The following is a 15,681-nucleotide window of genomic DNA, read 5'->3' as shown; positions in this document are numbered from 1 at the left end:
GCCGATCGTCGCCCCCACCACCGACGGCCCGCTCTGCCGGGCGGCCACCCCGCCGCCGTGCAATGGACCCATGACGAACCTGCCCCCGCTGGGCCGCCACGAGATCGACACCGAGAACTCCGCGATCCACTTCACCACCCGGCACCTGTACGGCCTCGCCCGCGCCCGCGGCACCTTCGACGTCAGGGGCGGCACCGTGGACGTCGCAGAACCGCTCGCCGACTCCCGCGTGCGCGTGGAGATCGACGCCGCCGGCTTCCACACCGGCAACCACCGCCGCGACGAGACCGTGCGCTCGCCCCGCTTCCTCGACGTCGCCCGCCATCCCGTGATCACCTTCACCGGCGGCCCCAGCGGCGACGGGACGCTGACCGGCACGCTCACCGTCACCGGCGTCGAGCGCCCGCTCACCCTCACCGTCCAGCGCTGCGACGTGACCGCGAACGGCTTCACCGTCGTGGTCGCCGCGCGGGTGGACCGGACCGCCTTCGGGGTGACCGCCATGCCCGGCATCGCCGCCCGGCACCTGGCGATGTCGGCCGAGGTCAGGTGCGTGCGGGCGGGCGTCACGGATCGCGGGGAAGGCCGAGCGCGCGCTCGGCGATGATGTTGAGCTGCACCTCCGTGGTGCCGCCGCCGATGGTGAAGGCCCGGGTGGTCAGGATCATGCGGTTCCAGTGGCGGTCGGACGGCGCCAGCGACCAGCAGAACTCCGAGACCGCCTGCGCGTGCCGCATGCCGAGCAGCTTGCGCACGCTGGAGGCGGGCCCCGGGCCGGCCCCGGCCAGCCTGGACAGCGTCACGCGCAGCCCGAGCGCCGAGATCGCCTGGCCCTCCGCCCACAGGCGGCCCGCCTGCTCGCGTTGCGACTGCCGCAGCGGCTGCAGGCTCGCGACCAGCCGGATCAGGTCGGTGTGCCGGGAGCCCGGCCCCCAGGAGTCGCCGAGCGCGACCCGCTCGTGGGAGAGCGTGTCGCGGGCCACCCGCCAGCCGCCGTCCACCTCGCCCACCACCAGGTCGTCCGGGACGAAGACGTCGTCGAGGAAGACCTCGTTGAAGATCTCGTCCCCGTTGATCTCCTTGAGCGGCCGGACCGTGACGCCCGGGGCCGACATGTCCACCAGGAAGTACGTGATCCCCTCGTGCTTGGGCCTGCCGGGGGAGGTGCGGGCCAGGCAGATGCCCCAGTGGGCGTACTGGGCGAGGGACGTCCAGATCTTCTGGCCGGTCAGCGACCAGCCGCCCTCGACGCGGGTGGCCCTGGTGGACAGAGCGGCCAGGTCGGACCCGGCGCCGGGCTCGCTGAACAGCTGGCACCACACGAGCTCGCCGGTGAACGTCCTGGGCAGGAAGCGCTCCCGCTGCTCGGGGGTGCCGTACGTGACGATGGACGGGACCGCCCAGGCGGCGATCCCCAGGTTGGGACGCTTGAGGTCGCGGAACTCCTGGTGGATGATCACCTGTTCCAGCGGCGTGGCCGCGCGGCCCCACGGCCTGGGCAGGTAGGGCATGATCCAGCCCTCCCGCGCGAACCGGCCCAGCCGGGCGAGCGGCTCCTCGCGCCGCAACGACTCGGCCTCCGCCCTGATCGCCTCCCTGAGCGGGACGGACTCCTCGGGCAGGTCGGGCTCCATCGCCCGGCGGGCGCCCGCCAGGGCCAGCCCGGCGACCTGCTCGGCCCACGGCCCCGGGTCGCCGGCCAGCATGCGGCCGGACAGGGCGCGGCGGTAGTGGCGGTGGGCGTCGTGCTCGAAGGTGTAGCCGATGCCGCCGAGCACCTGGATGGCGTCGGCCGCGCAGCGCACCGCCGCGTCCGGCCCCAGCACGGCCGCCACCCCGGCGGCCAGCCGCACGTCGTCGCCGAGTGCGCCGGGTCCGCCGGGTCCGCCGGGTCCGCCGGGTCCGTCCGTGGGAGGGGTGTCCAAGGCGCGGGCGGCGTCCCAGACGGCGGCGCGGGCCTGCTCCAGGGCCACCAGGGCGGCCGCCACCCGGTGCTTGACGCCCTGGAACTGGCCGATCGGGCGGCCGAACTGCTCGCGTACCTTGGCGTGGGCGGCGGCCGTGCCGACCGCCCAGGCGGCGGTGCCGCACGCGTCCGCGCCGAGCAGCACCGCGGCCAGCTCCCGCACCGGCACCGGCCCCAGCAGGCGCTCCGGCGGGACGTCGCCGTCCGTGACGGCCGTGACCGTGCACAGGTCCCGGTCCGGGTCGACGCCCTCGGCGGGCTCGGCGCGCACGCCGGCCCGGTCGAGCAGCGCCCACCCGTCACCGTGCGGCACGAGGAACAGGTCGGCCCCGGCCGCCCCGAGGGCGAGCGGCCCGAGCGCGACGGCCGCCGTCAGCGACCCGTCGGCCAGCCCGCGCAGCAGGCCGGGCGCGGGACTCGCGGACCGGGCGAGCGCCGCCGAGGCCAGCACGACCGGCAGGTACGGCCCCGCCACCCGCAACTCGCCCAGCACCTCCAGCGCCACGCACGACTCGACCAGCCCGAACCCCTGACCGCCGTGCGCCTCCGGCAGGTGCAGCCCCAGCAGCCCCTGCCCGGCCAGCGCCCGGTGCTCGACGGTACGCCCCGCCAGCCCGCGCACGGAGGCCGCCAGCGCCTGGTGTTCCTCGGTCAGCCCGATCCCCATGGACGCACACTAGAACGATATTCGGTCGATCTCCAGGGGCCGGGAAAATCGTTGGCGCGCGGCCGGCGGGGATGGTTACCCTGACGACTGTCCCGTTCGGTGCGACTTCTGGAGGTGGGTTGATGACCGGCATGGCGCCCAGCGCGCCTCACCGTGTCACGGGCGTGCCCGCCTCTCCTGTGTTCCAGAGCCTGAGGACGAGCATCTAGTCCTGGCCCCAGCGGCCGGACCGCCTGTGGCACCAGCGTGCCCGTGAGGCCCGCTCGGCGCTCCCTTGCTGCCTTTTTTCACGACAAATCCGGCAAGGAGAACCCAGGTTGTCTGCCAACGGCAAACCTCGTTCCATCATCAGCACCGACACCTTCGCCTGCGTCCGCTGCGGCCTGACCGTCGCCGCGTACGCGCCCGGCGGCGTCCGCCGCAACCACTGCCCGAGCTGCCTGCACTCGCTGCACGTGCTCGACCGGGTGGAGGGCGGCCCGTCGGAGTGCCGGTCGCGGATGAACCCGATCTCCATCGCGGTCCTCCGCACCGGCGACTGGATGATCATCCATCGCTGCTCGCGCTGCGGCGAGCTGACGTCCAACCCCATCTGCGGGGACGACAATCAGCTCATCCTCATGCGCATGGCCGTACGCCCGCTCGCGCAGCCGCCGTTCCCGCTCGAAGCGTTCGGCGACCTGTGACATGCCCAGGAGGAACCCTGGCCGGGCCAGGCCGCAACAGCCCAAGGCCGTACAGCGCGGCGAGCGCGGCGACGCGTTCCGCTGCGTCGGCTGCCGGCTGGACGTACCGATGGACGCGCCCGGCACGGCGCACCGCAACCACTGCCCGCACTGCCTGACCAGCCTGCACGTCGACCACCGGATCCCGGGGGACCGGCGGGCGGGCTGCCGGGGCCTGATGGCGGCGCTCAGCGTCACCGTCAGGCCGGACGGGGAGTGGCTGATCATCCACCACTGCCAGGCGTGCGGCGGGCTCAGCGCCAACCGCATCGCCGGCGACGACAACGCGCTGGCCCTGCTGCGCATCGCCGTACGGCCGCTGTCCGACAGCCGCCTGCCGGTGAACGCCCTGCTGGCGCTCTGACAAGGGGCGCGCTCTGACAAGGGGCGCGCTCTGACAAGGGGCGCGCTCTGACAAGAGGTGCTCACAGAAGGCGCTCGGGAAGCGCCTTGACGACGGCGGGCCGCCCTCCGGGGCGGCCCGCTCCCTCGTGACGGCTCAGTCGTCGCCGAACTCCAGGCGCAGGGCCAGCGTGAAGTCGGTCACCGCCTCCTCGTGCCGCTCCATCTCCTGGAAGATCTCGCCGCGCACCCGGTAGGCCCAGATGTACTCGGGGTCCAGCTCGATGGCCCTGTCCAGGTCGCGCAGCGCGGCCTCGTTGTCGCCCATCTCGCTCAGCACCGCGCCCCGGCTGCCGAACGCGCGGTCGTTGTCGGGGTCGAGCTCGACCGCGCGGTTCAGGTCGGCCAGCGCCTCCTGGTAGCGGTCGATCATGCGCAGCGCCTCGCCGCGCCGGCTGAGCGCCCGCACGTGGTCGGGGTCGGCCTCCAGGGCCCTGGTGTAGTCGGCGATGGCCTCGCTGTAGAGGTGCATGCGCTGGTACAGGTCGCCGCGCGCCACCCACGAGTACGCCAGCTCCTCGTTCAACGCGATGATCTTGGCGTGCTCGTCCAGGGCCTCGTCCAGCCGGTCCATGTCCACCAGGGCGTCGGCCTTGGCCTCCAGGATCCACAGGGACTCGGGGGCGAGGGTGAGCGCGTGGTCGAAGTCGTCCATCGCCTCCTCCAGCCGGCCGAGCGCCGCGTACGCCTGCCCGCGCGAGCCCAGCGCGTACGCGCTGTCGGGTTCCAGTCTCAACGACTCGTCGAAGTCGGCCAGGGCGGCCTCGTACCGCTCGATGACCCGATGGCTCTCGCCGCGCAGCCGCCAGGCGCGGGCGTTGTCCGGGACCAGCGTTATCGACTCGGTCAGATCGGCGATAGCGGCCTCGTGCCGCGACAGCGCGATGTACGATTCGGCTCGGCTGCGCAGCACGGACGCGCGCGACTGGGCGGCTGCCTCGGACAGCTCGGTCAGCTCGGACTGGTCGTTGATCCCCTCGCTCATGGAGGGAATCTATCTAACTAAATCTGGATGATGGCCGCCTTTTCCCGGGTGTACTCCAGGACGGAATCGTGGCCGTACCCGCTGTCCTTCACGCCGCCGAACGGCAGGCCCGGAGGCATCTGGCGGTAGGTGTTCACCCACACGGTGCCGCTCTGCAGATCCCGCACGAACCGGTGCGCCCGTCCGAGGTCCCGCGTCCACACCCCGGCCGCCAGCCCGTACGGCGAGTCGTTGGCGATCTCCAGCGCCTGCTCGTCGCTGTCGAACGGGATGGCCACCGCCACCGGCCCGAAGATCTCCTCCTGGCAGATGCGCAGGCCGTTGTCCTCGGTGGTGTAGAGCGTGGGCGCCACCCAGTAGCCGCCCGGCAGGCCGGGCACCACCTCGGCGCCCGACCGTCCGCCGAAGACCAGCTCGGCGCCCTCCTTCTCGGCCGTCTCCAGGTACGAGCGCACCCGCTCGAACTGCCCGGCCGACACGATCGGGCCCATGGTCGTGGCCAGGTCGAGAGGGTCGTCCAGGACCAGCCCGGCGCAGATGTGCCTGATCCGCCCGAGCAGGTCGTCCCAGATCGACCGGTGGACGAGGATGCGCGAGCCGGCCACGCACACCTGCCCGGCGTTGCCGGTGTAGACCGAGTTCACGGTGACGCCCTGCGCGGCGGCGTCCAGGTCGGCGTCGGGGAAGACGATGTTGGGCGACTTGCCGCCCAGCTCGAACGTCAGCGGCTTCAGCGCGTCCGCCGAGGCCCGGGTGATGGCCTGGCCGGTGGCCGTGGAGCCGGTGAGGCTGATCTTGCCGACGTCCCGGTGCCGGACGAGCGCGTCGCCGACCTCCTCGCCGAGCCCGCTGACGATGTTCAGCACGCCGGGCGGGAACACCTCGGCCAGCAATTCGCCCAGCCGCAGCACCGACGCGCTGGCCTGCTCGGCGGGCTTGACGATCACCGTGTTCCCGGCGGCCAGGGCGTAGGCCGCCTTGGCGGAGAAGGTCGAGACAGGGGAGTTCCAGGGGATGATGCAGACCGCCACCCCGTACGGCTCGCGCCGCGTCAGACCGAGCGTGTCGGGCCCGAGCAGGACGGTGTCGCCCTTGACCGCCTCCAGGCACTGCCCGGCGGCGAGCTGCCACAGGTACGCCATGCCCGGCAGGTCCTTCTTGAGCGTGTCGCGCAGGATGCGGCCGTTGTCGCGGGTCTCCAGCCGGGCCAGCTCCTCGGCGTGCCGGGCGAACAGCTCCGACACCTTGCGCAGGAAATGCGCCCGGCCCAGCGCGGGCATGGCCGACCAGGCGGGGAAGGCCGCCCGCGCCGCCGCCACGGCGGCCTCGGCCTCGCGCGCGCCGCTGGCCGGGATCCGGGCCCACGCCTCGCCCGTGGCGGGGTTGACGGTGTCCATCGTCCGGTCCGCGGGGACCAGCTCGCCGCCGATGAGATTGCGGTAGTCAGGCACGTGCCCAAGCATATGCTTGCTTGTCACGGGCAGGCCAGTCCCGGAGGGATCGGGGCATAATGGTCTTCCGTGAAAATCGAGCTGACCTGGCCGGAAACCGCCGACGAGCCCCTGCTCGCCGCCGTCCACCGCGTGCTGCACGCCGTCGTCGAGCTGGGAGGCGCGGTCGGCTACCTCGCGCCGCCCACCAGGGACGAGACCGACCCCTGGGTGGAGGCCACGCTCGCCATGGCGAGGAAGGGCGAGGGGCGGCTCGCCCTGGCCACCGTCGACGGCACGGTGCAGGCCATGGGCCTGTGGCGGCGCGGCCAGGAGGCGGTCTTCCGGCACTCCGCCGAGGTCGGCAAGGTCATGGCCCACCCGCAGGCGCGCGGGCTCGGGCTCGGCCGGGTGGTCGTGGCCGGCCTCGCCGACGACGCCCGCGCCGCCGGCATCGAGACGCTCACGCTGCGGGCGCGCGGCAACAACCACGGCGCGATCGCGCTCTACCAGAGCCTCGGGTTCCGCGAGTGGGGGCGGCTGCCGAACGTGGTCGAGGTGGGCGAATGGCGCTTCGACGAGGTGAACATGTACCTGGAGCTCGGCCGCCCGCCCGGCGCCGTCCTGCACGGCTCCTCCCCGGGCGGCCCCGGCTCCTCCCCGCAACCGGGCTCCTCCCCGCAACCGACGACCTCCCCGCAGCCCGGCCCCTCCCCGCGGCCGCAGCCCGGCTTCTCGCCCGGACCCGGCTAGGATCGGGGCATGCTGCTGGCCCCCGGAGTGCACGCCGTCGTCACCGACCGCCACGGAGGGGTCAGCGCCCCGCCGTACGGCTCGCGCAACCTCGGCGGCATGGTCGGCGACGACCCGGCGGCCGTCCGGGCCAACCGCGAGGGCCTGGCGGCCGAGCTGGGCGTGCGTGCCGTCGTCTACATGCGCCAGGTCCACAGCGCCGACGTCGCCTACGTGAGCGAGCCGTTCGGCGACGACCCGCCGCCGCTCGACGGCGTGTTCACCACCGAGCCGCGCCTGGCGCTGGCCTCGCTGGGCGCCGACTGCCCGGCCGTGCTGGTGGCCGACCCCGAGGCGCGCATGGTCGGCGCCGCCCACTCCGGACGTCCCGGCACGGAGGCGGGCGTGGCCACCGCCCTGGTCGAGGCCATGGCGGCCAAGGGCGCCCGGCCGGGCCGGATGGTCGCGCTGATCGGCCCCGGCGCCTGCGGCCGCTGCTACGAGGTGCCCGAGGACCTGCGCGAGCAGGTGGCCGCGAAGGTGCCGCCCACGTGGTCGACGACGTCGTGGGGGACCCCGGCGCTCGACCTGCGGGCCGGGATCGAGTCCCAGCTCAGGGCGGTGGGCGTCGCCGACGTGCGGCACGACGCGCGCTGCACCATCGAGTCCGCCGAGCTCTACTCCCACCGCCGCGAGCAGCCCGGCGGCCGCTTCGCCGGTCTCATCTGGCTGACCTGACCCGGAAGCCCGCCCCCGGAGGGGCTACTTCTCGCGGGAGCCGTTGAAGACGACGTTCACGATGATGATCCCGACCCAGATCGGGATCAGCGCCATCGCCCGCCCGCCGCCCACGAAGGCGAGCGCGACCGTGGACAGCGTGCCCAGGGAGAGCGAGACGATCGCCAGGGCCAGCCGCTGGCCGTCCGACCCCCTGGCGGGCGCCTTGGCGCGTGGGGCCGCGCCGGCCAGGCGCTCGTCGACCCGCCGGTCGACCTCCTGGCCCACCTTGTCGAGGAACGACTCCACCAGCGCGTCCTCGAAGTCGGGGCCGAGGTCGCGCCGCGCGGACACGGCCGCCTTGAGCTCATCACCGGTGGTCATAAGGGAGAGACTAGACCGCTTTGCCCCCTAACGGGCGAGGATGTCGTCGAGGTCGTAGCTGACGGGCCGTTCCAGCTGCTCGTACGTGCACGACTCGGGCGTGCGGTCGGGCCGCCAGCGCCGGAAGTGCGCCGTGTGCCGGAACCGGTCGCCCTCCATCTGGTCATAGGCCACCTCGATCACCAGCTCGGGCCGGAGCGGGATGAACGACAGGTCCTTCTTGGCGTTCCACCGCGACACCGCGCCCGGCACCCGCTGCCCGCCGGTCGCGGGCCCCGCCGCCGGCTGCCCGGCGTTGGCCGTGGCCTGCTCGGCCCAGTGGCCCCACGGATGCTCGCTCAGCTCCGCCAGGTACGGCTTGAGCTCCTCCACCAGCTCGGCCCTGCGCGCCATGGGGAAGGAGGCCGCCACGCCCACGTGATGCAGCCGGCCGTCGTCGCCGTAGAGGCCGAGCAGCAGCGAGCCGACGATGGGCCCGGTCTTGTGCTCGCGGTAGCCGCAGATCACCACGTCGGCCGTGCGCTCGTGCTTGACCTTGAACATCGTGCGCTTGTCGGGCACGTACGGCTGGTCGCCCGGCTTGACGATGATGCCGTCGAGCCCCGCCCCCTCGAAGGCGTCGAACCATTCGCGCGCCTGCTCGTCGGCGGTGGTGACCGGTGTGAGCCGGACGGACCCGCCCTTGTGCGGGAACAGCTCCTCCAGCCGCCGCCGCCGCTCGGAGAACGGCTCCTCCATCAGCGACTCGTCGCCCACGGCCAGCAGGTCGAAGGCGATGAACTGGGCCGGCGTCTGCTCCGACAGCAGCTTGACCCGCGAGGCGGCCGGATGGATGCGCTGCTGGAGGGCGTCGAAGTCGAGCTGCGCCCCCCGGGGCAGCACGATCTCGCCGTCGATCACCACCTTGCCGGGCAGCTCGGCCTTGACCGCCTCGACCAGCTCGGGGAAGTAGCGGGTGAACGGGCGCTCGTTGCGGCTGCCGAGGTAGACCTCGTCGCCGTCCCTGAACACGATGCAGCGGAAGCCGTCCCACTTGGGCTCGTAGAACAGGGTGCCGTCCTGCTTGGGCATGGCCTTGACCGGCTTGGCCAGCATCGGCGGCACGGGCGGCCGGACCGGGAGGTTGGGCACCGGCTCCGGCTCTTCGACGGGCTGCTCGGTCATGGGCTCTGCTCCCTCGTGTATCTGCAGAAGAGGACCCCCTCCTCTTCCAGGACCTGGCGGAGGTCAAGCGGGACCTGCGCGGCCACGCCGTTCAGTATGCGGGCCGCGCCGCCCGCGACCAGCATGGGACTCACCGACAGGCACAACTCGTCGATCAGGTCGTCGGCCGACAGCTGCGCGTTGATGCGCGGGCCGCCCTCGCACAGGACGCGGGTCAGGCCGCGCTCGTGCAGCTCGCGCACGGCCAGCCGCATGTCGACGCCGTCGTCGCCGGCGATGATCAGATCGGACCGCCGGCCGGCCAGCTTGCGGCGCTCGGCGGGCGCGGACTCGCAGGTGATCACGATCGTCGGGTTGGTCGCGTCGGTGAACAGCTCGCCGTCGAGGTCGAGGTCGAGGCTGCGGGTGATCACCGCGATCGGCGGCACGTCGGGACGCCCGGCCCGGATCGACGACCAGGACGCGCGCGGCTTGACCGGGCCGTAGCCCTCGGTGCGGACGGTCGCCGCCCCCGCGACGATCACGTCGGACAACCCGCGCAGGATGCCGAAGATGCGCTTGTCGCCCCTGCTCGACAGCCCGCCCGAGCGCCCCTGGAGCCACGCCGCGCCGTCGGCGCTGGACACCATGTTGAGCCGCAGCCAGGGCCGCCCCTCGGGGTAGGCGTACGCCTGCGGGATGTCCGGATTGTCTTGAAAGTCGGGATAGATGCGCCGCACTCCTCTACCTTGGCACACCCCACCGACAAACCGTCCCCGGGGGTTTTGCGACTGACAGCACTTTTGAGTAACTGAAGGACGAAAGGCCCGGAGTCTGCATACGGTGACGGCAGGGACTCGCCGGGAGGTGACATGGGCCTGCTCACCGCCGTCACATGGACGATCGCCGCACTGATCGGCGTCTACCTGCTCTACCGCTGGCTCTCGGCCGGCGGCCTGCGCCGGCAGGAGGCCAAGGTCACCCGCTTCCCGGTGACGCTGCTGCTGTCCCATCCGGCGCTCGCGGCCGCGTCGCTGGCCTGCTGGGTGGCCTACCTGCTGACCGGCCGCGCCCCGCTGGCCTGGATCGCCTTGTGCGGGCTCACCGTGGCCGCGCTGCTGGGCTTCACGATGTTCACCCGCTGGCTCGGCGGCGGACGCCACCAGCGCCGGGCCACCGGCTTCCCGGTGCTCGCCGTGGTCCTGCACGGCGTGGCCGGGGTGACCACGTTCGCGCTGCTCCTCGTCACGGCCGGCATCGCCCGCGTCTTCTGACGGCCCGCCGGGTCGATGCCGCCAGGTGGTCGGCGGAGCTAGGGCGTCTGCGGCTCCCTGGGCAGCCGCAGCACCTGGAAGGACCGGCCGGTCACCGCCACCAGGTCGCCCGCCCGCCACCGCTCGTCGCCGAACGCCTCCTCCACCACGTCGTGACAGGTGTCGAGCACCGGCAGCCACTCGGCACCGAACTCCGGCCCCGGCAGTGTGAACGACAGGTTCTCGTGGTGGGCGTTGATGAGCAGGAGGAAGGAGTCGTCCACGATCCGCTCGCCGCGCGGGCCGGGCTCGGTGATGGCCTCGCCGTTGAGGTAGACCATCAGCGACTTGGCGTAGCCGGTGTGCCAGTCGCCGGCCGTCATCTCCTTGCCGCCCGGGGTCAGCCAGACCAGGTCGCGCTTGCCGTTCTCGGGATGGCGGCCGTGGAAGAAGCGGCGGCGCTGGAAGACCGGGTGCTCGCGGCGCAGCTTCGACAACGCCTTGACGAACTCCAGCAGGTCGGACTCGGCGTGCAGCATCGACCAGTCGATCCAGGCCAGCTCGTTGTCCTGGCAGTAGGCGTTGTTGTTGCCCCGCTGGGTGCGGCCGATCTCGTCGCCGTGGGAGAGCATCGGCACGCCCTGCGACAGGAACAGCGTGGTCAGGAAGTTGCGGCGCTGGCGGCGGCGCAGGGCGACGATGTGCGGGTCCTCCACCGGGCCCTCGGCGCCGCAGTTCCAGGAGCGGTTGTCGTTGGTGCCGTCGCGGTTCTCCTCGGCGTTGGCCTCGTTGTGCTTGTGGTCGTAGGAGACCAGGTCGGTGAGGGTGAAGCCGTCGTGGCAGGTGACGAAGTTGATCGAGGCCACCGGGCGGCGGCCGGAGGACTCGTACAGGTCGGCCGAGCCGGTCAGGCGGGAGGCGAACTCGGGCAGCGCGGAGTTGGTGCCCCGCCAGAAGTCGCGCACGGTGTCGCGGTACTTGCCGTTCCACTCCGTCCAGAGCGGCGGGAAGTTGCCGACCTGGTAGCCGCCCGGCCCGACGTCCCAGGGCTCGGCGATCAGCTTCACCTGCGAGATCACCGGGTCCTGCTGGATGAGGTCGAAGAACGCGCTCAGCCGGTCGACGTCGTGCAGCTCCCTGGCCAGGGCCGAGGCCAGGTCGAAGCGGAAGCCGTCGACGTGCATCTCCAGCACCCAGTAGCGCAGCGAGTCCATGATGAGCTGCAGCGCGTGCGGCGAGCGCACGTTGAGCGAGTTGCCGCACCCGGTGTAGTCGAGGTAGTAACGCCGGTCGCCGTCGTGCAGGCGGTAGTAGTTGACGTTGTCGATGCCCCGGAAGCCCAGCGTGGGGCCCATGTGGTCGCCCTCGGCGGTGTGGTTGTAGACCACGTCGAGGATGACCTCGATGCCCGCCTCGTGCAGCGCCCGCACCATCGCCTTGAACTCCAGCACCTGCTGGCCGCGGGTGCCCGAGCCGGAGTAGCGGCCGTGGGGGGCCAGGTAGGCCATCGTGTTGTAGCCCCAGTAGTTGGTCAGCCCCCGGGCCACCAGGAAGTGCTCGGGCACGTAGTGGTGCACCGGCATGAGCTCGACCGCCGTCACCCCGATGGACAGCAGGTGCTCGATGATCGCCGGGTGCCCGACCCCCGCGTACGTGCCGCGCAGGTCCTGGGGCACGCCCGGGTGGCGCATGGTCAGCCCCCGCACGTGCGCCTCGTAGATCACGGTCTCGTGGTACGGGATGTGCGGCGGCCGGTCGTTGCCCCACTCGAAGAACGGGTTGATCACCACGTTCTTCGGCATGTACGGGGCGCTGTCCTCCCTGTTGCGCACCGACGGATCGGTGAAGTAGTAGGGGAACAGCGCCTCGTTCCAGGTCAGCTCGCCGTCGATGGCCTTGGCGTAGGGGTCGAGCAGCAGCTTGGAGGGGTCGCAGCGACGCCCCTGCGACGGCTCGTACGGCCCGTGGACGCGGTAGCCGTACCGCTGGCCCGGCTGGATCCCCGGCAGGTAGCCGTGCCAGACGAAGCCGTCGACCTCCGGGAGCGGCACCCGCTCCTCGCTGCCGTCGTCGTGAAAAAGGCACAGCTCGACCCGCTCGGCGACCTCGGAGAACACGGCAAAGCTGGTGCCGACGCCGTCCCAGGTGCCGCCGAGTGGATAGGGTTCGCCCGGCCAGACCTCGCGCATGTGACCCAATTGTCGCACGCGAAAGCGTTCCTGTTAGAGGAGTTCGGCTTTCAGGGTGATCGTGGTGCCCGCCAACGCCTTGCTGACCGGGCAGTTCGCCTTGGCGGTCGCGGCGGCCTCCTGGAACTGCTCGGCCGAGATGCCCGGAACGCGCCCCTGCACGGTGAGCACGATGCCCGTGATGCCCTCGCCCGGCTGGAACGTCACGTCGGCGCTCGTGCGCAGCGACTCCGGCGGCGTGCCCGCCCCGGCCAGGCCGTGGGACAGGGCCATGGCGAAGCAGGAGGAGTGGGCGGCGGCGATGAGCTCCTCGGGGGAGGTGCGGCCGCCCGCGGCCTCGGCCCTGGAGGGCCAGGAGACTTCGAACGTGCCCACGCCCGAGGTGTCGAGCGAGACGGTGCCCGAGCCGTCGAGCAGGGCGCCCTTCCATTGCGTGGTGGCGGTGCGGGTGGTGGCCATGGCGGGTGATCCCTCCGGTCGTCGTCCGTTCGACACTATCGCGGGGCCGCGGAGCCGGTGGCGGGGGGCGTCCGCCTCAACATTTCCGGCGAATGGTGACATGCTCGGGTCGCGGCGCACCCGGCCGCCTTGGTCCGGACCACGGGAGTGTGGTGCCAGTGGAGGCACCGTACGACGACCGCCTGCTGCACCAGCGGGTGGTCGGCGGCGACGAGTCGGCGCTGGGGGAGGTCTACGATCGGCTGTCCGCGCTGATCTTCGGGCTCTCCTTACGGGTCACCAGGGACCGCGTGATCGCCGAGGACATCACCCAGGAGGTCTTCCTGGTGTTCTGGGAGCGCCCGCTGGCCTACGACCCCGGACGCGGCACCCTGCGCGCCTGGCTGGCCACGATCGCCCACCGCCGCGCGGTCGACCACGTACGCGCCGAGGAGCGCCGCCGGGTCTCCGCGCTCGGGCCGCGGCTGTTCGAGCGCGAGCCCGCCAGGCTGGAGGAGTCCGTGCTGGCCGCCGAGGAGGCCGAGCGCGTGCGGCAGGCGGTGACGTCGTTGCCCGACGGGCTGCGCCGGCCGGTGGAGCTGGCCTACTACGGCGGCCGGACGTACCGGCAGGTGAGCGAGGAGCTGGGCGTGCCCGAGGGCACGGCCAAGTCGCGCATCCGGCTGGCGCTGCGGCGCCTGGCCGACGCGCTGGCGGAGGAAGAAGCGTGATGGATCCTGTCGAGCGCCTGTATCTGGACGCGTTGATGGAGGACCCGGTGGTGCCGGTCCGTTCCCTGCGCCCGCAGCTCCTGGCCGGGGCCAGGGCCCGCCGCCGCCCCGCGGCGCCGACCGCCGGCTGGGCGCTGCCGTACGCCGGCCGCGTCGCCGCCATGGACGCGCTGCTGGCCTCGGCGGTGGACGACGACTGGGCGCGCGTCATCGTCGAGGGCTGGACGCTCCAGGAACTCGTGGCCCACCTGGCCGCCAAGGACGGCCTGCTGGCCGCCTCCGTCGGCGCGCCCGTGCTCGGCCCGCCGCTGGCCGCCCTGGACGCGGCCGGCCGCACGGCGGACGTGCAGGCCTACGAGCGGGCCCGCAGCCCCGAGCAGACCAGGCGCGACTGGCGGGCCCAGGCCGACGCCCTCTGCCGCCACCTGGGCGGCCTCGACCCGGCCACGCCGGCCACGGTGGACGGCATGGAGACGGTCGTGCGCGACCACGTCCTGGCCAGGAGCCTGGAGACGTGGGTGCACGCCGCCGACGCCGCCACGATGGCCGGGGTCCGCCTGCCCGACCCCGTGCCCGAGCACATCCGCCCCACGGCCGACCTGTGCGCCCGCCTGCTGCCCTGGACGATGCTCCTGTCCGGCCTGGACGGCTCCGGCCGCACCCTGCGCCTCACCCTCACCGGCGCGGGCGGCGGCGACTGGCGGATCCCGCTCGGCGTCGCCGACACCGCCCCCGGCACGCCGGACGCCCACCTGACGGCGGACGTGGTCGCGTTCTGCTTCCTGCTGGGCGGCAGGGGCGAGCCGGACGCCTTTCCCGCCGAGCTGACGGGCGACCTCGCGCTGGCCCGCGACGTCCTGACCACGGCTCCTGCGCTTTCGGGCCCGTGAGCGGATAAGCTGTGATCGATCTGTGACCTAATATAGGGTGATAAATCGGGATCCATAGGGAATCCTTTGATCCGAAGTCCAGCAGAGGGCTTCAACTCACGTTCAAACGTGGCGTGCCTCTGCCTGGGCTTTTTCCATGGACGGGGCCGCCTTCGGGCATATGGAGCTACTCAGATGGCCGTCCTGGATATCGCACTCGACGAAATGACCGCCGAACAGCTTCTGGCTGAGATGAACAGGCCAGAAGCCTCGGACGAGCACAAGGCCCGCATCCGTGAGCGCGTCGTCACCATGTACGACTCCCTCGTCACCGAGGTCACCCGTCGCTACCGCCACCAGCGCGAGCCGATGGAGGACCTGCGCCAGGCCGCGTACGTCGGCCTGATGAAGGCCATCAACGGCTTCGACCCCGAGCTCGGCCACGAGTTCCGCGGCTACGCCATGATCACGATGGTCGGCGAGGTCAAGCGGCACTTCCGCGACCGCACCTGGGCCGTCAAGGTGCCGCGCGTCTACCAGGAGCGCCGGCTGGAGCTCAACAAGGCCACGGCCGACCTCACCCAGACGCTCGGCCACTCGCCCACCGTCGCCGAGCTCGCCGCGCACATGAACATCACCGAGGAGGACGTCCTGCTCACCCTGGACGCCTCGACCGCCTACAGCGCCCTGTCGCTGGACGCCCCCGTCGGCGGCGACAACGACGGCGCCGACCTCGGCGACTTCCTGCCCTCGCAGGACGAGTCGCTGGACACGCTGCTCGGTAAGTACTCCGTCAAGCCGCTCATCGACGCCCTGCCCTCGCGCGAGCGCAACATCCTGCTGATGCGCTTCTACGGCAACATGACCCAGTCGGAGATCGCCGCCGAGTTCGGCATCTCGCAGATGCACGTCTCCCGCATCCTGCGCGCCGTGCTGAACCAGCTCCGCACCGCCCTGTCGGACTGACCGGGTGGGCGGGCGGCCCCTGCTCCAGGGCCAGAACCCCGCGCCCCCGGCGGCCCCGCCCAGCGGGCGGCCGCCGGGGGCGAC

General features: G+C 72.5%; 17 protein-coding genes. 9 read left to right on the top strand and 8 right to left on the bottom strand.

Annotated elements, in window-relative coordinates:
- Positions 1 to 70 precede the first annotated feature (70 nt).
- Positions 71 to 607, top strand: coding sequence for a YceI family protein (locus ACIBST_RS29505; protein ID WP_397176341.1), 537 nt, complete (start codon positions 71 to 73; stop codon positions 605 to 607).
- Here the strand turns inward: ACIBST_RS29505 and ACIBST_RS29500 are convergent.
- Positions 567 to 2,633 (bottom strand): acyl-CoA dehydrogenase, encoded by a 2,067-nt coding sequence (locus ACIBST_RS29500; protein WP_397176339.1) that lies wholly within the window; start codon positions 2,631 to 2,633, stop codon positions 567 to 569. The genes ACIBST_RS29505 and ACIBST_RS29500 overlap by 41 nt on opposite strands.
- Positions 2,634 to 2,950: 317 nt before the next feature.
- On the opposite strand from ACIBST_RS29500, the gene ACIBST_RS29495 reads away from it, so the two are divergent.
- Both ACIBST_RS29495 and ACIBST_RS29490 read left to right on the top strand, forming a co-directional pair.
- Entirely contained in the window at positions 2,951 to 3,319 is a 369-nt protein-coding gene (locus ACIBST_RS29495) for an RNHCP domain-containing protein (protein ID WP_352325680.1), read from the top strand.
- Between the two features lies 1 nt (position 3,320).
- Positions 3,321 to 3,722, top strand: coding sequence for an RNHCP domain-containing protein (locus tag ACIBST_RS29490; protein WP_397176337.1), 402 nt, complete (start codon positions 3,321 to 3,323; stop codon positions 3,720 to 3,722).
- A gap of 135 nt (positions 3,723 to 3,857) precedes the next feature.
- Here the strand turns inward: ACIBST_RS29490 and ACIBST_RS29485 are convergent, their stop codons facing one another.
- Together ACIBST_RS29485 and ACIBST_RS29480 are read right to left on the bottom strand one after the other, a co-directional pair.
- Positions 3,858 to 4,745: a tetratricopeptide repeat protein gene (locus tag ACIBST_RS29485; protein ID WP_397176335.1), complete on the bottom strand. Its 888-nt coding sequence runs from the start codon at positions 4,743 to 4,745 to the stop codon at positions 3,858 to 3,860.
- 17 nt (positions 4,746 to 4,762) lie between these two features.
- Positions 4,763 to 6,208 carry an aldehyde dehydrogenase family protein gene (locus tag ACIBST_RS29480; protein ID WP_397176333.1) on the bottom strand — a complete coding sequence of 482 codons (1,446 nt, stop codon included), beginning with the start codon at positions 6,206 to 6,208 and terminating at the stop codon, positions 4,763 to 4,765.
- A 57-nt stretch (positions 6,209 to 6,265) separates the two neighbouring features.
- Between ACIBST_RS29480 and ACIBST_RS29475 the strand changes: the two genes are divergently transcribed.
- Both ACIBST_RS29475 and pgeF read left to right on the top strand, forming a co-directional pair.
- Positions 6,266 to 6,928, top strand: coding sequence for a GNAT family N-acetyltransferase (locus ACIBST_RS29475; RefSeq protein ID WP_397176330.1), 663 nt, complete (start codon positions 6,266 to 6,268; stop codon positions 6,926 to 6,928).
- 9 nt (positions 6,929 to 6,937) lie between these two features.
- Complete coding sequence (pgeF, locus tag ACIBST_RS29470; protein ID WP_397176329.1) at positions 6,938 to 7,645, top strand: peptidoglycan editing factor PgeF; 708 nt, start codon at positions 6,938 to 6,940, stop codon at positions 7,643 to 7,645.
- 24 nt (positions 7,646 to 7,669) lie between these two features.
- Here the strand turns inward: pgeF and ACIBST_RS29465 are convergent, their stop codons facing one another.
- From ACIBST_RS29465 to ACIBST_RS29455, 3 genes are read right to left on the bottom strand one after another with little or no spacing between them, the layout of a single operon-like run.
- Positions 7,670 to 8,008 (bottom strand): hypothetical protein, encoded by a 339-nt coding sequence (locus ACIBST_RS29465; RefSeq protein WP_397176327.1) that lies wholly within the window; start codon positions 8,006 to 8,008, stop codon positions 7,670 to 7,672.
- 27 nt (positions 8,009 to 8,035) lie between these two features.
- A complete protein-coding gene (locus ACIBST_RS29460) occupies positions 8,036 to 9,172 on the bottom strand; it encodes an ATP-dependent DNA ligase (RefSeq protein ID WP_397176325.1) in 1,137 nt (378 codons plus the stop codon).
- A complete protein-coding gene (locus ACIBST_RS29455; RefSeq protein ID WP_397176323.1) occupies positions 9,169 to 9,891 on the bottom strand; it encodes a pyrimidine reductase family protein in 723 nt (240 codons plus the stop codon). Before ACIBST_RS29455 ends, ACIBST_RS29460 begins: the two co-directional genes overlap by 4 nt.
- A gap of 132 nt (positions 9,892 to 10,023) precedes the next feature.
- Here ACIBST_RS29455 and ACIBST_RS29450 point away from each other — a divergent pair, with 132 nt between their 5' ends.
- Positions 10,024 to 10,425, top strand: coding sequence for a hypothetical protein (locus ACIBST_RS29450; RefSeq protein WP_397176321.1), 402 nt, complete (start codon positions 10,024 to 10,026; stop codon positions 10,423 to 10,425).
- Positions 10,426 to 10,463: 38 nt separating this feature from the next.
- Here the strand turns inward: ACIBST_RS29450 and glgX are convergent, their stop codons facing one another.
- On the bottom strand, positions 10,464 to 12,593 hold the full coding sequence (gene glgX / locus ACIBST_RS29445) for a glycogen debranching protein GlgX (protein WP_397176319.1): 2,130 nt from the start codon (positions 12,591 to 12,593) through the stop codon (positions 10,464 to 10,466).
- A gap of 33 nt (positions 12,594 to 12,626) precedes the next feature.
- Positions 12,627 to 13,052: an OsmC family protein gene (locus ACIBST_RS29440; protein ID WP_397176317.1), complete on the bottom strand. Its 426-nt coding sequence runs from the start codon at positions 13,050 to 13,052 to the stop codon at positions 12,627 to 12,629.
- Positions 13,053 to 13,210: 158 nt separating this feature from the next.
- Between ACIBST_RS29440 and ACIBST_RS29435 the strand changes: the two genes are divergently transcribed.
- The 3 genes from ACIBST_RS29435 to ACIBST_RS29425 all read left to right on the top strand — a co-directional run bounded on the left by ACIBST_RS29435 (position 13,211) and on the right by ACIBST_RS29425 (position 15,597).
- A complete protein-coding gene (locus ACIBST_RS29435) occupies positions 13,211 to 13,762 on the top strand; it encodes a sigma-70 family RNA polymerase sigma factor (RefSeq protein WP_397176316.1) in 552 nt (183 codons plus the stop codon).
- The gene (locus ACIBST_RS29430) at positions 13,762 to 14,652 is read left to right on the top strand and encodes a maleylpyruvate isomerase family mycothiol-dependent enzyme (protein WP_397176314.1); all 891 of its coding nucleotides are present in this window, start codon (positions 13,762 to 13,764) and stop codon (positions 14,650 to 14,652) included. The genes ACIBST_RS29435 and ACIBST_RS29430 overlap by 1 nt, the downstream gene beginning before the upstream one ends.
- Before the next feature lie 231 nt (positions 14,653 to 14,883).
- Positions 14,884 to 15,597, top strand: a complete 714-nt coding sequence (locus ACIBST_RS29425; RefSeq protein WP_397176313.1) for a SigB/SigF/SigG family RNA polymerase sigma factor — start codon at positions 14,884 to 14,886, stop codon at positions 15,595 to 15,597.
- Positions 15,598 to 15,681 lie beyond the last annotated feature (84 nt).

Source organism: Nonomuraea sp. NPDC049684 (genome assembly GCF_044465345.1).
Lineage (GTDB): Bacteria > Actinomycetota > Actinomycetes > Streptosporangiales > Streptosporangiaceae > Nonomuraea.
This window is presented reverse-complemented; position numbering and strand designations above follow the sequence as displayed.